Consider the following 20,422-nt stretch of genomic DNA (forward strand, 5'->3'; position numbering starts at 1 on the left):
GATTGGCGAATGTGGCAAGGAAGACCGATGTTAAAGAATAGTGAGCGAGTCAGCAAATTATAATTCCCAAGTCCGAATACCTTCGGAACGCACAAATGAGGGGTAATACCCACCCATTAACGATTAAAGATTACCGATTACCGATTATGAATTACCAATTACCAGCCGAATATCAATTAACAAATCAACCCGACATGATATCATAACCTTAACCAGATCATTTCTTCCCAGATATGTTCTACTGTTCTAATCCCACGTGTTCTCATCCTTTCAATCCCGACAATTCTAAATTCTGTCAAAGTTGCGGATCGCAAGGCCTCAACCCTTTATTCAGAAACCGCTACCGCGTGATTCGACTGTTGGGCGAAGGGGGATTTGGCAGAACTTATGAAGCGGTAGATACGGATCGCATGGACGATCCCTGCGTAATCAAGCAGTTTGTACCCCAATTTCAAGGAACCTCAGCACTTGAAAAAGCCGCCGAATTGTTTAAGCAAGAAGCGAAACGACTTTACGAACTCGGTGAACATCCCCAAATTCCTCGATTAATTGCTTATTTTGAACAAGACAAGCGACTTTATTTAGTACAAGAGTTGATTGAAGGGCAAACTTTACTAGCAGAATTAACTCAGCAGGGCGTTTTTAGCGAAGAAAAAATTTGGCAGTTGCTGGCAGATATTTTGCCGATTTTGAAATTTGTGCACGATCGCCATGTCATTCACCGAGACATCAAACTTGAGAATATAATGCGGCGCCGCACCTCTGTTAGTTCCTCCCTGCCAAAGGCGGGAAATTTTCGGAATTCACCTTTCCGAAGGGGTGGGCGAGGAGAGTTGGTTTTGATAGATTTCGGCATTTCCAAACAAGTGACGGGCTCCCTGATGAGCAAAGTAGGCACGACGGTAGGAACGCCCGGATATTCGCCTGTAGAACAAATGCGCGGTCAAGTTTTCCCCGGAAGCGATTTGTACAGTTTGGGAATAACTTGCCTGAGACTGCTAACTCAATGTTTGCCAAAAGTTGACGGTGCCGATGACCTTTATGACCCGATCAACGGCGGCTGGATGTGGAGAGAACGGTTGCCTCCCGGCACAAAAATCAGCAGCGAGTTGGCAAAGATTTTAGATAAATTAATTCAAGATTATCTCAAAAATAGATATCAATCGGCTGATGAAGTAATCAAAGCTTTAAATCTTTATTCTTTACCTCCCCAACCCCATTGTGTTAATGGAGGACAACTTGCTATAAATTCTTTTCTGACAAAAGGAGGACAACTTGCTATCAATCTCCCGCTCAATCAAAGCGGGCAAATCAATAGCAATATCTCTGTCAATCCCAGGGAAAAATTCAACACCAATCCGCCTCCGAACAAGGCATTGCAGAGAATTGCCGCTGTCAAAAGCACTTTTGACTTTCAGTTTGTGACAGTAGACAAGCGCGGGAAGCAAACTAATGTTAACAGCGGCCAAGCGCGTTTTTTTGAAGAACATCTTGGTAGCAGTACACTGCTGGAAATGGTATCTGTTCCGGGCGGTACTTTCCTCATGGGTTCTGCAAAAGATCGGGGTGACAGCGACGAAAAACCGCAGCACCCAGTAACTTTAGGCTCTTTCTATATTAGCAAATTTCCAGTCACTCAGGCCCAGTGGATAGCAGTGGCGGCGCTGCCGGAAATTAAAATATTTCTCAATCCCAATGCGGCCCGTTTTAAAGGTGCAAATCGACCTGTAGAAAATGTATCTTGGTACGAGGCAGTGGAGTTTTGCGCTCGACTTTCTCACAAAACTGGTAAGAATTATCGCTTACCTAGCGAAGCCCAATGGGAATATGCTTGCCGGGGGCAAACTACGGGGCCGTTTCACTTTGGGGAAACGATTACCAGCGAGTTAGCAAATTACAACGGAAATTCTCATTACGCTGACGCGCCGAAGGGAGTTTATCGCTTTCAAACGACAGATGTGGGCAGTTTTAAACCTAATGCTTTCGGATTGTACGATTTCCACGGTAATGTTTGGGAATGGTGCGCGGATTCTTGGCACAATAATTATAACGGTGCGCCTGCGGATGGTAGCGTTTGGGAGTCTGACGGGGACTCTTCGCTGAGGTTGTTGCGGGGCGGTTCTTGGAACGATCATCCTCCGAATTGTCGCAGCGCGTGTCGCCTCAGATATCAGCCGGATTGTAAGGCTAGTATTGTGGGTTTTCGACTGGTTGTTTCTGTTGTTTAGACTCCAATTGTAGGCATTCGTTCTCCTATCTTGAAATGCCTCTGCGGTTTCCCTATAGCAATCCTTGCAGGAGTCGTAAACTTTTTACCCCACCCCAACCCTCCCCTTATCAAGGGGAGGGAGTAAGAAATTCACAAATGATGCGAGGATTGCTATATCAATCAAAGATTTATGCAATAAGCCTATTGATATTGTCTCCGCACAGAGAAACCCGGTTTCTTGAAGAAACCGGGTTTGGGAACGGACGATCGCCCAAATTCTTGCCTTATACCGTTTCCGGTTGCATCGGAATAATAAAATCGAGTAACAGTTAACACTCAATCATTCAGTTTTTCGACCCCCCCGTCAACAGTCAAAAATCATAAGGATTGCAACCGGAATTGATATTAACTAGCCTTCTTTTGAGGAGCGACTATGCGTTCCACACTCATAGCAGCCACGCTCAACGTCACCACAGCCATGCCGAGAATTGCCACAGGCTGCAACTTCTCATTGATAATTAGAAAACCGAAGAGTGCGGTCATTGCCGGCCCCAAAGTGCCAATTACTGACGCTAAGGCAGCCCCCGCAAAGCGGATGGCAAAATTATTCAAAAGATAGCTAAACAGCGTCAGCACCCCTAAAACAACGCCTCCCACAATCAAACCCGGCCAAACATTTTGGTCGATTTTAGGAGAAAAATTTTCCGACAGCGGCACCCACAAACTCAGGGAGGAAAATACAAAAATCGCGGCGAAATTAACTAAACTAAAAGGAATTGGGTGCAGCTTGCCCGCGGCCATTTGCGTCAGCAATACGTAACCTGCAAAGGTAATCCCAGAAGCCAGTGCTGCTGCGACTCCCACTCCCACATTGCCACCGCCCGGAGCTGGGGCAGCAAAACTCGGCCACCCAGCTAAAATCAGACCTGCGGTAATCCCGACGATCGCGAAAAAGCCGACTTTGCTAGGGCGAGAGCCAAACAATATCCAAGAACCTAGTACGGTGACGATCGGATAAATAAAGAAAATCGTAATCGCAATCCCCGCCGGAATATTGCCGATCGCCAAATAAATCAAAACCTGAGACAAAAACAGAAAAAATGCGCTTCCTAAAACTTTACTCCACAAAGCTCGATCGCCCGACTGGAACAACCGCCTAATATCTTTCCACACAGAAGGATACAGAAATGTCGCCAATATCGGCATCAAAGCCATCACCACGATCAGCCGCATCAACAAAATCAACAAAGAATTTCCAAAACCGGGAGTCACCACCCCCGGAAATTCAAACAAGCCAAAAACCACCCGAGGATTTTTGCCTTTAATCAGAATTCTCAAACAAACATTAAATAGCGACAATACCACCGCCGAAGACAAAGCCAGCACCAAACCTGTCTGTACAGAAGGTGCTTTAGCGGTTGCTGGAGAGGGCACTAAAGAGGGTTCCGGCACGGCTTCCCGCGGCCTTTCCACAGGTGTTGACTGCAGAAGTTGCGGGCGGACAGAATTAACAGAATTAGTTGATTCTTCGACATAGGAATCTTGAGCATCGAAAGGATTCTCAAGATATTCTTCTTCTTCTTCGAGTTCTTCCCTGATGCGGTTTACGAGATTTTGTAACAGCTCTTCCCCTTGCAGTTCCAGGGTTTTCATGTTGTTGAGCCGCACAGAAAGCTCGCTTTCGTAACTGGTTAAATCTTGTTCCAGCATCTGGAAACTGCGATCAATCCTTTCATCCAGCGCCGCCAGCAACTGCGAGGCTCGTTCGTCGTAGTTGCTCGGCGGCAGGGGTATCGGGAACTCGCCGCTGGGAATCGGGCTGCTGAGAGAATTTCCCGAGTTAGCGCTGAGTTCGTTGAACCGCTGCACCAACAAATCCTGCAAATTGTGAGCCAAAACTTGAGCCAACTGCTTCAGCCACAATTGCTGCTGCTGAATGTATCGCCCAGACAGAGATTCCATTTGCTGAGACTGCAATTTGCGATATTGCTCCCGCAGGTCTTCAATATCTTCAATCAGGTGATTTTTTTCAGTTTGCAGCCGAGTAATGTCTTGATTTAACTGGCCTTTGACATTTTCATGCAAAGCGTCCAGTTCTTGCATTACTGAGTGAAGGACTTCTTCTGCTGATTGTGCATCCTCTGGCTCGCCCTTTGACGAGTATACGTTCCGCTGCGCCATTAGCCTATAACCTCTAATTTAAACTGCACGTTCTGTGTTCTTAAGTATTGTGACAAATCAGGTCGCAAGTTCTAGTGAGTGGCTCTAAAAGATTGCGGACACTGTTGAATCAATAGTAGTCGCTAAGCTACAAATGTGAGAAAATTGCGTGAAGCAAAGCTATCCGGCAGGGAATCGCCCCAAGAACACTTTGTGCAATTAGAAATCATACTACAGCATGACCTCTCCACGGATTGCTCCCGGTAATTCTCGCATCTAACTCACCCGATTGCACCCGAATCACAAGCCTAAGATCCCGTTCCGCGACTAAATTTGATTGGGGGGTCGCACTCCTAGCCCCTCAATGGATAACTTGATGCTGCGGCCAGAAATCTGGTTTCTTTTGCCCGCCTTTCTCCCGCACTCCCGCACCCAGGTTTATGATTTTAACAGTTCCGATCTTTTGCTCGCGAAAGTTTTAAGAGACGATCGCACCCTGAAAAAGCCACCCCGCGCCATCAAAAAATTAACACATCCCATCCCCCAAGAGCAACAGATATGGCATCCGAAATTTATGACAATTCCTTTACCAGCGATCTACAAAAACTGAATATTTCCTCAGAAGCCGAAGTCTTTGTCTTCCCCGCCTCATTTGCCCAGCAGCGCTTGTGGTTTCTCGACCAATTCGCACCGGATAACCCTTTCTATAATGTAGTAACCGCACTTCGCTTAACTGGTTCCCTCAACTTAACAGCCTTAGAGCAAACCTTCAACGAAATAGTGCAGCGCCACGAAACTTTGCGAACCACTTTCGCCGCGGTATCAGGGCAACCAGTGCAGATAATCTCTCCCGCTTTCAAGACTAAGTTAAAAGTATTAGACTTGCAAGATTTGCCGCCAGAACAACGGCAAACAGAAGCAAAGAAACTCTCCGCAGCAGAATCTCTCCGCCCTTTCAATTTATCCACCGGGCCGCTGATGCGAGTAACTATCCTGCGGCTGACAGAAACCGAGCATATTCTCTTACTAAATATGCACCACATCGCCTCCGATGATTGGTCGATCGGTGTGCTAATTCGAGAACTGGAGGCTATCTATACAGCTTTGATAAATCAACAGCCATCTCCCCTCCCAGAATTATCACTTCAATATGCCGATTTTGCCGAGTGGCAGCGCGAATGGCTGCAAGGTGAAGTATTAGAAACTCAGCTTGCTTATTGGCGGCAGCAATTGCACGGGATTTCTGTGTTAAATTTGCCGACAGATCGCCCTGCACCAGCTAGACAAAATTATCGCGGAAAAACTCAATATTTAGAACTGCCAAAAAACTTGAAGGACGCACTTGTAGCGCTCTCGCAGCGAGAAGGAGCGACTTTATTTATGACACTGCTCGCAGCATTTCAAACTTTGCTTTACCGTTACTCGCAACAACAAGATATTGTTGTAGGTTCGCCGATCGCCAATCGCAATCGCAGCGAAATAGAAGCATTAATCGGTTTTTTTGTCAATACTTTAGTGCTGCGAACAGACTGCTCGGGAAACCCGAGATTCCGAGATTTTTTGGGCCGGGTGCGGGAAGTAACCCTGGGAGCTTACGCTCACCAAGATTTGCCTTTTGAGAAGCTCGTCGAGGAATTGCACCCAGAGCGATCGTTGAATCGCCACCCGCTGTTTCAGGTGGTATTCGGGCTGCAAAATGCGCCGCTGGACGAGCTAGAATTGCCAGAATTAAAGTTGAGTTCTTTTCCTTTGGAGACTCAAACAACGCGCTTTGATTTAGAGCTGTATTTGTGGGAAGCTTCCGATAATTTTAGGAGCAGGTACGGCGAACATTGGGAAGATTCGGAAGGTCTCAGAGGCTTAGCTGTATACAATACAGATTTATTTGATGAAGTTACGATCGCCCGAATGCTGAGGCATTTTAAAACGCTGCTGGAAAGCATTGTGGCTAATCCCGAACAAAGAATCGCTAACTTACCTTTATTGAGCGAGGATGAAGTGAATCAATTATTCAAAGAATGGAACGATACTTGGACAAATTATCCTCAAAATAAGTGCATTCATCAGTTATTTGAAGAGCGAGTCCAGCAGCATCTGGAGGATGTCGCCCTAACTTTCGACAGCCAGCACCTCACTTACAGAGAACTTAACAGTCGCAGCAACCAACTGGCGCGCTACCTGCAAAAAATGGGCGTGGGCGCGGAGGTTTTAGTGGGGCTTTGTGCAGATCGATCGATCGACCTAATTGTCGGGATGTTGGCTATACTGAAAGCCGGAGGGGCTTACCTACCGTTAGATCCGAGCTATCCGCGCGATCGGCTAAACTTGATGCTGGAAGATGCTCAAGTTAAAGTCTTGCTAATTCAGGATAAATTGATTGAGAATTTCCGAGACTTCTCAAACTCGGTGATTTACTTCGATCGCGACTGGGAACACATAGCAAAAGAAAGCGCCGAAAATCCCGCCAACACCGTAACAGCAGACAACCTAGCTTACGTTATTTACACATCTGGCTCCACAGGAAAACCCAAGGGAGTTGCTGTCACCCACAAAGCAGTAAATCGGCTGGTACTCAACACCAACTACATAAAAATAGAACCTAGCGATAAAATTGCCCAAGCATCAAACGCTTCATTCGATGCAGCCACATTCGAGATTTGGGGAGCCTTGCTTAACGGCGCTCAACTCGTGGGAATTAGCACCAATATTACCCTTTCGCCGCACGACTTAGCCTTAGAACTGCGCCAAAAAGGCATCACCGTTTTGTTTTTAACAACTGCCTTATTTCAACAAATTGCTAGAGTTTTACCGCAAGCTTTTAATTCGCTGCGCTGCTTGCTGTTTGGCGGAGAAGCGGTCGATATGAGATGGGTTAAAAAAGTTCTAAAACAGGCGCAAACCACTCAATTAATTCACGTTTACGGCCCTACAGAAAATACCACATTTTCGGCTTATTATTGCGTGCAAGACGTACCCGAAACCGCAACCTCTATCCCTATCGGCCGCCCGATCGCCAACACGCAAATTTATCTCCTCGATGCGGATTTGCAGCCCGTGGCGATCGGTGTTATAGGTCAATTGTACGTCGGCGGTGACGGATTGGCGAAAGGCTACCTCAACCAGCCTGATTTAACTGCTGCTGCATTCATTCCTAACCCTTTTAGCAATAAATATGGTTCTAGCCTTTATAAAACAGGTGATTTAGGTCGCTATTGGGTTGACGGCAACATCGAGTTTTTAGGTCGCGTTGACGACCAAGTAAAAATTCGCGGCTACCGCATCGAGTTGGGAGAAATTGAAGCGGCTTTGTGCCAGCATCCACAAGTGCGCGAAGCAGTAGTAATTGTGAGGGAAGACATCCCAGACGATAAACATTTGGTAGCTTATGTTATTCCTGACGGCATTAATGAAAAATTAGAAATTCCCAATCTTAAGTCAAGTGACTTGCGCCAATTATTGAAAGAAAAGTTACCAGGATATATGGTTCCTGCAAGTTATGCAGTCTTGGAGAATATGCCACTGACGCCTAATGGCAAAGTAGACCGCCGCGCCTTGCCCGATATAGATACAGACAGCGAGGATATAACAGAAAATTATGTAGCGCCTAGGACCGAGCTCGAAGAAATGCTAGGGAAAATTTGGGCTAAAGTTTTGGGAAAACAGCAAGTTAGTATCTACGATAATTTCTTTGAACTAGGCGGGCATTCCCTGCTAGCAACTCAGTTGATTTCTCGCATCCGAGACGCTTTGCAAGTCGAGTTACCAGTCAGCAATTTGTTTGAGGCTCCAACTGTGGCGAGTCTGGCAAAATACATTGAAACAATGCGTTGGGCAGCGAAAGGTTTGGATACTCCCAGAACTGACAAAAATGAGCGAGAGGATGTAGAATTTTAAGGTATGTAGTGGCGTTTGGGCGCTCTCTAGGCCTATCAAAGAGCGCTGAACCGCAACTACGTACCTATCACATTTTTAGTCAGGAAATTTCTGTGCAGAAGGCCCTGACAGCTTCGGAAAACTGCTGGTTGTGTTCCATTAATGCCATGTGTCCTCCTCGCTTTATAGTAACTAGCTCTGCTTGAGGTAATTCTGCTTTCATCCGCAGGCTGGCTGGGGGGGTAGTGGCAATATCTGAATCGCCGCATATCACCAACACAGGAATGTCAATCGATCGCAAAGTTTTTGTTTCGTCAAATTTGAGCATTCCCAATGTGCCACGAGCGAGAACGCCGGGAGAACCCAAGGCTGATAAGAAAGCGGAAAACTCTAATTGACCGCGCGTTTCAGTGCCTTTAAATCCCGATAATTCTACACTGATGTGCAGTGAACCATTGAGATAGCTCAGCCAAGTCATTCCCCACATAATCGGTTCAAGAGCTATTGTGAGATAGAGGATAGGTTGAAGCAGCGGCTTCTGCAAAGCGCGTAATAAACCGCTAAAAATAGCGGTTTTGACGGGATTAGTATAAGTCGTATTTACCAGAATTAAACCAGCTACTCGACTACCGAGAAGTTCTGGAAACAGCCGACTGAATGTTAGAGAAATCATGCCGCCCATGCTGTGTCCGAGTAGGATAACAGGTTTAGTTCCTGCTATGGCAATGACGGCTTCGAGATCGCGGGCAAATTTTTCTAGGGAGTAGTCGCTGTTTTTTGGTCGAGTGGATTTTCCCAAACCTGGAAGATCCCAAACAATCACTCGGAAGCGATCGGTTAGTTGCCGTTTCGCGTAATACCAAACCATACTGTTCGGCCCCCAACCGTGGGAGAGAATAATCGGCTGTCCGTCCTCTGGGCCGTAGAATTCTACTTGTAAAATAGTGCCATCAGGCCTCTCTATTCGCTGAACCGAACCCGTCCGCGTCGGCTTCGGTTCGTCAGCACCGGGGCGGCGGAACAGCGGCAAACTGATAAAGCGGCCGCCAACAGACCAAAGAAGCATCAATACTCCGCTGACTAAGTAGGAAATCCCTACAAGTTCGCCGATGTACCATTCGTAAATAATGTATATACCTCCGCCAAGTACCCCGATGGACAGCAGTCCCACCAGCCATAGGAACAGGAAATTGAAAGGCATGAACGGCATAAGCTGAAACCTTGGGTAGGATTTTGGTTGCGGATTCAAACAGAATCATACTCAGGTTAGGCCACAGTAAGCAAGCGATCGGTTAAGCTCTTAACTTGTGCACTGGTGGAATTTCTTTGATTGATTTGCCCAAGTAATGACAGGATGACTCAAAATGCCCGATCCAAAAATAGCGAGTTCATCGCCAAATGCCAGAGATTCTGTCAGGGTGGAGTTAGTTGAGTTTTTATCTTACCTTCGCAGTCTAGATATTAATATTTTTGTTGAGGGCGAGATCCTGCGCTGCAATGCTCCCGAAGGAATTCTTACACCCGAACTGCGGGCAGAAATTTCTCAGAAAAAAGCCGAAATTATTTCATTTTTAAAAGCAGCTAATCGTACTTCTAGTTTCACTCCTACACCGATTGTTCCTATGGGGCGGGAAGGAAATCTACCGCTTTCCTTTGCACAGCAGCGCTTGTGGTTTCTCGACCAATTAGTACCGAACAATCCCTTCTATAATGTTCCCGCAGCATTGCGTTTGACAGGTTCGCTCAACTTTGCGGCGCTGCAACAAACTTTCAATGAAATTGTGCGTCGCCACGAAGCTTTACGCACGACTTTAGCAGTAGTTTCGGGGCAACCCGTTCAGAGAATAGCTGCTGCTTTCCACCTCCCGATTAATGTAGTGGACTTGCGAAACTTGCCAAAGGAATCTCGACAAACTGAAGCAAACAGGCTCACCACTGAGGAAGCTCAACGCTCTTTCAATTTGTCCGAGGACTTGTTGCTGCGAGTCACATTATTGCAGTTAGATGATGCCGAATATTTACTAATGCTGAATATGCACCACATTGTCTCCGATGGTTGGTCTATCGGGGTGCTTGTTCAGGAATTAGGCGCACTTTACACGGCATTTGCTAGCGAAAAACCTTCGCCTTTACCGGCTTTGTCGGTCCAGTATGCTGATTTTGCAAAATGGCAGCGCGAATGGCTGCAAGGGGAAGTTTTAGAAACGCAGCTTGCTTACTGGCGGCAGCAGTTAAACGGCATTTCTATGCTAAATTTGCCTGCGGATCGACCCAGGCCAGCAATTCAAAGTTACCGAGGCAAAAGGCAATTTTTGCAACTGCCAAAACAACTGAGCGAGGCTTTAGAAACGTTGAGCCAGCGCGAAGGAGTGACGCTGTTTATGACTGTGCTGGCAGCTTTTAAAACGTTGCTTTACCATTACGCGCAGCAAGAAGATATTGTTGTAGGTTCGCCGATCGCCAATCGCAACCGCAGTGAAATTGAAGCATTAATCGGTTTTTTTGTCAACAGTTTGGTACTGCGTACAGATTTGTCGGGAAATCCAACTTTTCGGGAACTTTTAAACCGAGTCAAAGAGGTAGCATTAGGAGCTTACGCTCACCAAGATTTGCCGTTTGAGAAGTTAGTAGAAGAACTGCACCCCGATCGCGCGTTGAACCAAAATCCCTTATTTCAGGTGGCGTTTGCGCTGCAAAACGCGCCGGGGAATCGGTTAGAATTGCCAGAATTAACACTCAGCCCGCAGCAGTTAGATGTGGGTACAGCGCGGTTTGATTTGGAGTTTCATTTGTGGGAGCGATCGCCCAACAGCTCGGGAAGCAACCAATCGCCCAGCAATAAGCTGTGGGTTGATAGCTCGGAGGGGATCGGTGGCATGGTTATTTACAGCGCCGATTTATTTGATGAAGCTACGATTGCGCGCCTGATCGGGCATTTTCAAACTCTGTTAGAAAGCATTGTGGCAAATCCCGAAGAGCGAATTGCCAACTTGCAATATTTGAGCGCCCAAGAGCGCGATCGTTTGTTAGTTGAATGCAACAATACTCAGGCGGATTATCCGCAAGATTTGTGCATCCATCAGCTATTTGAAATGCAGGCGGATCGGACACCGGATGCGGTGGCGCTGGTATTTGGAGAGGAGCGAGTCACCTACCAGCAGCTCAATCTCCGCAGCAACCAACTAGCACGTTATTTGCAAAAAATGGGGGTTGGGGCGGAAGTTTTAGTCGGGCTTTGCTGCGGGCGATCGCTCGATCTGATTGTGGGGATGTTGGGTATCCTGAAAGCGGGAGGAGCTTACTTAATTTTAGATCCGAGCTATCCTGCTGAGCGATCGAGCTTTATGGTAAAAGATGCTCAAGTGTCAGTATTGCTTACCCGCCAGGGAATAAATTCCCTGTCTAATAGCGAAAGTCGTCTAAAGACGACTGAAGGAGGACAAGTTTCCAGTCGGCTTCAGCCGACTTCAGCTATGAGCCAGGGAATTTATTCCCTGGTGGATGATGGCGAAGTGCAAAATCTAGAAACACAGTCAGATGATAAAATTCACCATCCAAGGGTTGTTTTTCTAGACACAGACTGGGAGATGATTTCCCAAGAAATCGCCGACAATCCCACCAGCGCAGCCACAGCCGAAAATCTGGTTTACGCGATTTACACCTCCGGTTCCACGGGAAAGCCGAAAGGAGTGGAAATTGAGCACGGGAGCTTGTTAAATCTCGTTTTTTGGCATCAAAGAGAGTTTGGGGTGTCAGCGGGCGATCGAGCAACGCAAATTGCAGCGATCGGCTTTGATGCTTGCGGGTGGGAAATTTGGCCTTATCTCGCCGCGGGATCTAGCATCTACTTTCCAGAAGATGACATCAGGCGAGATCCTGAAAAACTGCAAAACTGGTTAGTATCAAACGCCATCACCATTAGCTTTTTGCCAACACCTTTAGCCGAGAAAGTTTTGCTATTAGATTGGCCTCAAACAACAGCGTTGCGAATCTTGCTCGCAGGCGGCGAAAAACTGCAACAACATCCTTTAAAATCCCATCCCTTTAAGCTAGTAAATAATTACGGTCCAACCGAGAATACCGTCGTCACAACTTCCGGTTATATTCCTGCAACAGAGCAAACAGACATCGCCCCGACAATTGGCCGCCCCATTGCTAACACTCAAATCTACATATTAGACAAATATTTGCAGCCCGTACCAGTGGGCGTTGTTGGCGAATTGTACATCGGCGGAAACGGACTCGCTCGCGGCTACCTCAACCGCCCAGATTTAACTGCACAAAGCTTTATTGTCAATCCTTTTAAACCAAATTTAGGAGAGCGAATTTACAAAACCGGCGACCTAGTGCGCTACAGAGGCGATCGCAGCCTTGAATTTTTGGGACGCATTGACGAACAAGTAAAAATTCGCGGTTTCCGCATCGAATTAGGAGAAATCGAGACAGTATTAAGTCAACATCCCGCCGTGCAGCAAACTGTAGCAATAGCTTCGGAAGATGGACAGGGAGATAAACGTTTAGTAGCTTATGTTGCCCTGAATCCTGAATATAGCAGTGCCAGCGAAAAAAACCAAATAATGCAATTGCAGGACGAACAGGTTTTGCAGTGGCAAATGCTCTACAATGAAACTTACAATCAACCTGCTGTTGACTCAGATCCAACATTTAATATTGTCGGCTGGAATAGCAGTTATACTAATCAGCCAATCCCAGCAGAACAGATGCGCGACTGGGCGAAAAATCAAGCCGCCCAAATTTTAGCTTTGCAGCCTAGCCGAGTGTTAGAAATTGGCTGCGGCACAGGTTTGTTGCTGTTCCAAATTGCCTCTCGCTGCACTCAATATTGCGGCACAGACTTTTCACCTATTTCGCTCAACTATATTCGGCAGCACTTGGCCAATAAAGAGTTAGCGAATGTAACGCTGCTTCAGAAAATGGCGACAGACTTTGAAGGAGTAGAGACAGCAGCTTTTGACGCAGTAATCCTCAACTCAGTCGTGCAATATTTCCCGACTATCGACTATCTCGTGCAGGTGCTAGAAGGTGCGGTGAAAGCAACTGCCCCCGGCGGCTTTATATTCATCGGAGATGTCCGCAGCTTGCCGTTGCTGGCAGCTTTTCACGCTTCGGTACAACTGTATCAAGCCGAACCTTCTCTTTCGAGCGAACAGTTGCAGCAGCGAGTACAAATGCAAATTTTTCAAGAAACAGAGTTAGTTATCGATCCAAATTTTTTTAGCGCATTAAAGCACCGCTTTCCGCAGATTGGCGGCGTAGAAATTCAATTAATTCGCGGTAGCGATCGCAATGAGTTAACTGATTTTCGGTACAATGCTATTCTGCATATTGCGTCTGAAACAGCACGCCCAAAATCATCGTCAGAAGGGGATCGGGGCGCTGAAAAACGGCTGGATTGGTCGGTTGAAAATCAGAATATGACTGTTGCCAATGTGCAACAAATGTTATTGGAAAATCAACTCGATGTTTTAAGAATTGCTAATGTGCCTAATGCGCGGGTAACGGCAGCAGTTAAGGCGGCAGAATTGCTGTCTGTTGTCGATAAATTTTCAACGGCAGGTCAGTTGCAGAAAGCCGTGGAAAAAATCGAGGATTTAGGAGTAGATCCCGAAGCTTGGTATGCTTTGGAAGTTCCGTATAATGTTAATATTAGTTGGTCTAATTCCGACGGTCAAGGGCGCTACGATGTAGTGTTTGCACGGGACGAAATTAGAGATTTTGTGCGAGAAACCCGAAGCGATAACTTGCGTCCTTGGCGCTCTTATGCTAACAATCCCTTACAAGCTAAAGCAGCGCGTAAATTAGTGCCGCAGTTGCAGGCTTATCTAGCAGAAAAACTGCCTGAATATATGGTTCCGTCGGCTTTTGTGGTGCTGGAGTCGCTACCTGTGACGGCTAACGGAAAGGTCGATCGCCTCGCTTTGCCTGCACCGCAGCCGATTAAGTTAGAATGGGCTGGCGGTTATGTTGCGCCTCAGACTTCTATTGAGGAAGTTTTAGTGAAAATTTGGGCTGAGGTTTTGGGGATAAAGCGAGTGGGTATCCGGGACAATTTCTTTGAATTGGGAGGCCATTCGCTGCTGGCGACTCAGCTTGTTTCTAGAGTGCGAGATGCTTTCGGGGTAGAGTTGCCTTTGCGCCGGGTTTTTGAAGCGCCGACAATTTCAGAATTATCTAAGGTTGTTGAGAGTTTGAAAGATAAGAATGCTAAAAGTGATGCTCCGCCTTTAGTGCCGATTTCGCGCGATAGTCGGCGGCGGAAGCTATCGTCTTTTAATGGACCTATTCCCTGAATTTTTGATTGATAGAGCAACCGCAGATGAAGGGCAGATTAACGCTGATAAACGCAGATAATTTTAAGATGGTTTTTGGGTTGGGCAAGATGTTGAATCTAGAAAGTAAATGAAAAGGATGGCTGTTGAACAGGATGCAATTTCGATAAGTATGCAGCAAGAAACAGAAGTTTTTGTATTTCCCGCATCGTTTGCTCAGCAGCGGCTTTGGTTCCTCAATCAATTAGCACCGGGTAATCCTTTCTATAATGTTTCAACAGCGCTCCGCTTAACTGGTTCGCTCAACTTAAGATCTTTAGAGCAAACCTTCAATGAAATTGTGCAGCGGCATGAAACTTTACGCACCACTTTTACGCTTTTGGAAGGGGAACTCGTACAAGTTATTGCTCCCGTTTTAACCGTATCTCTTCCCACAATCGACTTACAAAATCTTTCGCCCAATCAGCAGGAAACCGCAGTGCTGCAACTCGCAACCGATGCAGCGCAATGCCCTTTCGATTTAGCCGCCGGGCCGTTATTTAAAGTAACGCTGTTACAACTGAGTGAAACAGAACATATATTGTTGCTGAATTTACATCATATTGTTGCTGATGGTTGGTCGATTGGAGTGCTAATTCGAGAGCTGGGAACGCTCTACACAGCATTTGTAAAAAATGGGATTTCGCACTTACTAGCACTGCCCGTGCAGTACGCAGACTTTGCAGAGTGGCAGCACCAATGGTTGCAGGGCGAAGTATTAGAAACGCAGTTAGCTTATTGGCGGCAGCAGTTAAACGGAATTACCGCACTCAATCTACCAACTGACAGGCAAAGACCTGCCGTTCCATCCTACCGCGGCGCCAAACAATTTATAACGCTATCACCTGTTTTGAGCGAGGCGCTAAAGTCGTTGAGCCAGCAAGAAAGCGCGACTTTATTTATTACTCTACTAGCCGCTTTTCAAACTTTGCTGTACCGCTATACAGGACAAGTAGATATTACCGTAGGAACGCCGATCGCCAATCGCAACTTAAGCGAAATAGAAGCATTAATCGGTTTTTTTGTCAACAGTTTAGTGCTGCGTGCAGATTTATCAGGAAACCCAACTTTTCGGGAACTATTGCATCGGGTAAAAAACGTCGCAATGGCAGCCTACGCGCACCAAGATTTGCCCTTTGAGAAGTTGGTTGAGGAAATGCACCCCGATCGCGAGTTGAGCCGCAACCCCCTATTTCAAGTTAGTTTCAGCCTGCAAAACACTCCTGTAGCAGCGCTAGAATTGCCGGGAATCGTTGGAGAGGTGATCGACTTTGACGCGGGAACCGCCAAGCTCGATTTAGAGTGCCACTTGTGGGAAAATGCAGGAAGTATTCAAGGGCAATTTGTCTACAGCACAGATTTATTTGATAGCGCTACAATTGCGCGCATGGCGGGACATTTCCAAAGGCTGCTTGAAGCCATTGTTGCCAATCCCAAACAGCACCTCAGCGACTTGGCTTTGCTGACAGCCCCAGAATACCAGCAATTATTAATCGATTGGAATGACACTCAGAGAGATTATCCGCAAAACCAGTGTTTCCATCAGCTATTTGAAGATCGAGCCGCGCGATCGCCCCATGCTGTAGCCGCCGTCTTTGAAAACCAGCAGTTAACCTACCGCCAACTCAACAGCCGAGCCAACCAACTTGCACGTTACTTGCAGCAATTGGGAGCAGCACCAGAAGTTTTAGTGGGCCTTTGTGTAGAACGTTCCTTAGATGCGATCGTCGGATTGCTAGGCATTATCAAAGCAGGCGCAGCCTACCTGCCTTTAGATCCAACTTATCCTCAAGAGCGGCTTAACTTCATGTTAGAAGATGCTCAGGTGCCGATTTTGGTAACTCAGCAGCACTTAGCAAAAAAATTAACCCAGCCGGAAAATTCCGGAGTTTTTTCAGTAGTGTGTTTGGATTCCGACAGAGAAATTATCGCCCGACAAAGCCCAGAAAACCCAACTACAAATCTCCTACCAGAAAACCTAGCCTACGTCATTTACACATCTGGTTCAACCGGAAAACCCAAAGGCGTTTTAATCGAACATCGGGGACTCTACAACTTAGCCCTAGCTCAAATAGAAGCTTTTAACTTAAACTCAAATCACCGCATTTTGCAATTCGCCTCCCTGAGTTTTGATGCCTCAATCTTTGAGATTGTCATGGCCTTGGGAACCGGAGCAACACTTTACTGTGCCAAGAAAGAATCTTTGTTGCCCGGACAAACATTAATCCAATTTTTGCACGACAATGCTATTACCCACGCTACCCTCCCGCCCTCCCTGCTAGCTGTCCTTCCAAACGCCGAACTTCCCGCACTGCAAACAATCATCTGTGCTGGCGAATCCTGTTCCCCGGAGATTGTTAAACGCTGGGGTTCTGGGCGCAGATTTTTTAACGCTTACGGCCCTACAGAAGCCACAGTCTGGTCAAGTTTTGCCGAAATTGGCGATAGCAAAAAACCGCCCATCGGCCGCCCAATAGCTAACACTCAACTCTATATTTTAGATAAAAATTTACAGCCTGTACCCGTGGGAATTCCCGGTGAATTGTACATCGGCGGCAGCGGATTGGCGCGAGGCTACCTGAACCGCCCCGAATTAACCGCCCAGCGATTTATTGCTAATCCGTTTAGCCAGAAAGCAGGAGAAAGAATTTATAAAACTGGTGACTTAGCTCACTATTTTCCCGACGGCAATATTGAGTTTTTAGGCCGCACTGACGAACAGGTAAAAATTCGCGGTTATCGAATAGAATTGGGAGAAATTGAAGCGCTGTTGGTTCAGCATCCAGCAGTCAAAGAAACAGCGGCGGTTGCTGTGGATGATTTGTCTGGCAACAAACGCCTAGTTGCTTATGTTGTCCCCAATTCCGAGCAGACCCTTAATCCCGGGGAACTACGCAATTTTCTCAAACAACAACTGCCCAATTACATGATTCCCAGTGCTTTTGTGGCGATGGATTTTCTGCCCCTAACTCCCAATGGCAAAATTGACCGCCTGCGCCTACCTGCACCGGGGAATTTAACAAGTAATTCCATAGATCAAAGCTGCCTTGCACCTCGCACACCAACCGAGTCAACCCTCGCCCAAATTTGGGCCACAATCCTCAACGCAGAGTGCGTTGGCATTCGCGATAACTTCTTCGATTTGGGTGGAGATTCCCTGCTGGCAATCCGCCTCATCAATGAGATCAACCAGCAATTTGAGCGCGATTTGCCGCTGTCTGCTCTTTTTTTACATCCGACAATTGAAGGTTTAGCAGATTCGCTATATTCGGGAACAAATTCTCTAGAATGGTCGCCTTTAGTTGCAATTAAGCCTCGCGGTAAAAATCCCCCGTTCTTCTGCGTCCATCCCATATTTGGCGTGGTATTTCCTTATGTCGAGTTAGCGTTTCAGCTAGGAGAAAATCAACCGTTTTACGGGTTGCAACCAAAGGGTATTGATGGCGAAAGTTCTCCCTTAACTAGCATTAAAGACATGGCGAGTGACTATATCGCAGCTTTGCGTACAGTTCAACCAAAAGGGCCTTATTTTTTAGGAGGCTGGTCTTTTGGAGGTTTGGTTGCTTTTGAGATGGCTCAACAGTTGCTCGCAGTGGGGGATGAAGTGGCTTTGCTTGCTGTGCTGGATACTTTAGCGCCGGTTTCTGCTAACAAACCTTCTTTTTGGGACGGTTGCAAGTTTATTCTGACTACTGTTTCGCGCTCTATCTGGCCTTTTGTAGTAGATTATTTTCGCTTGGTGGCTGCTGCGGAAAATGTTCAAAGTGGCGGTATTGCAGCCAAATTTCCGACATTAAATAAGATGCTTAATTTGGCAGCTAATTTTTTGCATCGCTGGAATTGGAAACAGGCCGTTATGGTTAGCATCCTATCTCAGGAGTCAAAAGAACGGAGCTGGCGTGAGCTGGCAATTCCCTCAATGTTTACTGTATTTCAGGCTAACAGTCAAGCAACTCTCAGCTATGTACCGAAAATTTATCCGCAGCGAATTACTCTGTTTAGATCGAGGGAACAGCTAAGCATGAGTCATCAAGATCCGACTCTTGGCTGGAGCGAATTAACGGCCCAAAAAGTAGAGGTAATTAGAGTTCCTGGGAATCACCTGACTATGCTGAGAAAGCCCTGTGTCGAGGTGCTGGCTCAACAGCTAAAGCATTGCTTGGAGAAGGAATTAAGTGATTGAGTGGCCCGCGTGCTGGTGTGCCACAACCGGGTTTGATGTGCGAAAGCGCTATTAGTCCTGAATCTGATCTTCATCTGCGTGAATCAGCGTCCATCCATTGTCATCTGCGGTTTACATTCTCTTTTTTAAACCGCAGATGAGGGCAGATAAACACAGATTAACGCAGATGAATTAGATCAATTCCGGTTGCACCATCCATCCGTGATTGTTGACTGTTGACTGCGATCAAATTCCTCAATCTAAAATCTAAAATCTAAAATCTAAAATCGATTGGGCGATGCTGAAGATGATAGCAGCCAAACCTGCTGCGATCGGAATTGTCACCAGCCAAGCCGAACCAATTGACAGCAAAGTTTGCAAGCGTACTGTTTTCCAAGCTTTGATCAGCCCGACTCCGACGACTGCACCGACTAAAGCGTGGGATGTGGAAACTGGCAAACCGAAGCGGGATGCTAGCAAGACTGTGGTGGCTGTGGCTAATTCCGCGCAAAATCCGCCGCTTGGTTGGAGTTCGATGATCTTTTCGCCGACTGTGGCAATTACATTTTTTCCCCAGATGGTTAAACCGATGACTATTCCTGCGCCTCCGAGAACTAAAATCCACAGGGGAACGCTGAAATCTTCTGAGGGAAATGAACCTGTGCGCCGGATGTAGGCGATCGCAGCTAGGGGAGCAACTGCATTTCCTACGTCGTTGGAACCGTGGGAAAATGCTACAAAACAAGCGCTCAAGACTTGAAATCTAGCCATTTGTTGCTCGATGAGAGAGTGACGGTGTGTCGGAGTGGGGGATGAGTTTGTACTTATTCCTTCTGCCTTTTCCCCTCTGCCTTCTGGGTTTTCAACTGATTCTAATTTTTTCCAGCTATTGAGTGTGAGGACGATCGCCCCCATACTCCCAATGCCGATGACAATATCGTGAATTGGCAGATTCCAGCCAAATCGATCGTGCGTGGCGGCGATCGCCCCTGTCTGCACCAAAGCAACATCCACAACAGACGGCAGTACAATTATCCCAAATACGCTCAGCATTGCTGCACTCAGCCAAGGTATCCACTCGCGCATTTGAGATAGAGGATCTGGTCGATCGAGAATCGAATACTTCACGACACTGTAAAATAGTGCGGCTAAAGCACCGCTGGCGATCGGTGTCGCCACCCAAGTTAGGGAGATTGTGCCGATGGTTCGCCAATCAACTGCATTAATTCCGGCTGCAACACAGCTAAAACCGGCGATCGCGCCCACCACTGCATGGGATGAAGAAACCGGCAAACCTCGACTGGTAGCGATTTGCAGCCAGATCCCGCAAGCTATCAGCACTGACACCATCCCGATTAAAAATACTTGCGGTTGGGTGGCGAACACTTGTGCATTAACAACTCCTGTTGCCAGAGTTTCGGAAACTCCTTGCCCAAACAGCACTGCGCCGGAAAACTCCAGTATGCCTGCAACAATTATTGCCTGCCGCAGCGTTAGCGCCTTCGAGCCTACGGATGTCCCCATCGAGTTAGCGACATCGTTGGCCCCCAAGTTGGCGGCGACGTACAAGGCCAGTGCAGCCATTGCCCCTAGTTGCAGAAATACGACCCCAGAGGTATCTAACATAGAAATTTTTTGACATAAAACGGGCATTTCGATATATGATAAGGGATTGTGAGTTTTGGTAAA

The 20,422-nt window shown here is 46.9% G+C and carries 7 protein-coding genes; 4 read left to right on the forward strand and 3 right to left on the reverse strand.

The window, feature by feature from the left end:
- The first annotated feature begins 233 nt into the window (after positions 1-233).
- Complete coding sequence (locus QUA10_RS14280; protein ID WP_333080361.1) at positions 234-2,228, forward strand: bifunctional serine/threonine-protein kinase/formylglycine-generating enzyme family protein; 1,995 nt, start codon at positions 234-236, stop codon at positions 2,226-2,228.
- Between the two features lie 386 nt (positions 2,229-2,614).
- Here the strand turns inward: QUA10_RS14280 and QUA10_RS14285 are convergent, their stop codons facing one another.
- Complete coding sequence (locus tag QUA10_RS14285; protein ID WP_333080360.1) at positions 2,615-4,390, reverse strand: EamA family transporter; 1,776 nt, start codon at positions 4,388-4,390, stop codon at positions 2,615-2,617.
- Between the two features lie 537 nt (positions 4,391-4,927).
- Between QUA10_RS14285 and QUA10_RS14290 the strand changes: the two genes are divergently transcribed.
- Positions 4,928-8,263: an amino acid adenylation domain-containing protein gene (locus QUA10_RS14290; protein WP_333080358.1), complete on the forward strand. Its 3,336-nt coding sequence runs from the start codon at positions 4,928-4,930 to the stop codon at positions 8,261-8,263.
- A gap of 79 nt (positions 8,264-8,342) precedes the next feature.
- Here the strand turns inward: QUA10_RS14290 and QUA10_RS14295 are convergent, their stop codons facing one another.
- Entirely contained in the window at positions 8,343-9,452 is a 1,110-nt protein-coding gene (locus tag QUA10_RS14295; RefSeq protein ID WP_333080356.1) for an alpha/beta hydrolase, read from the reverse strand.
- Positions 9,453-9,606: 154 nt separating this feature from the next.
- On the opposite strand from QUA10_RS14295, the gene QUA10_RS14300 reads away from it, so the two are divergent.
- Complete coding sequence (locus tag QUA10_RS14300; RefSeq protein WP_333080355.1) at positions 9,607-14,553, forward strand: amino acid adenylation domain-containing protein; 4,947 nt, start codon at positions 9,607-9,609, stop codon at positions 14,551-14,553.
- Between the two features lie 118 nt (positions 14,554-14,671).
- A complete protein-coding gene (locus QUA10_RS14305; protein ID WP_333080354.1) occupies positions 14,672-18,754 on the forward strand; it encodes an amino acid adenylation domain-containing protein in 4,083 nt (1,360 codons plus the stop codon).
- Positions 18,755-19,000: 246 nt separating this feature from the next.
- Here the strand turns inward: QUA10_RS14305 and QUA10_RS14310 are convergent, their stop codons facing one another.
- On the reverse strand, positions 19,001-20,359 hold the full coding sequence (locus tag QUA10_RS14310) for an inorganic phosphate transporter (protein WP_333080352.1): 1,359 nt from the start codon (positions 20,357-20,359) through the stop codon (positions 19,001-19,003).
- Between the last annotated feature and the right edge of the window lie 63 nt (positions 20,360-20,422).

Source organism: Microcoleus sp. Pol8_D6 (assembly GCF_036700965.1).
GTDB lineage: Bacteria > Cyanobacteriota > Cyanobacteriia > Cyanobacteriales > Microcoleaceae > Microcoleus.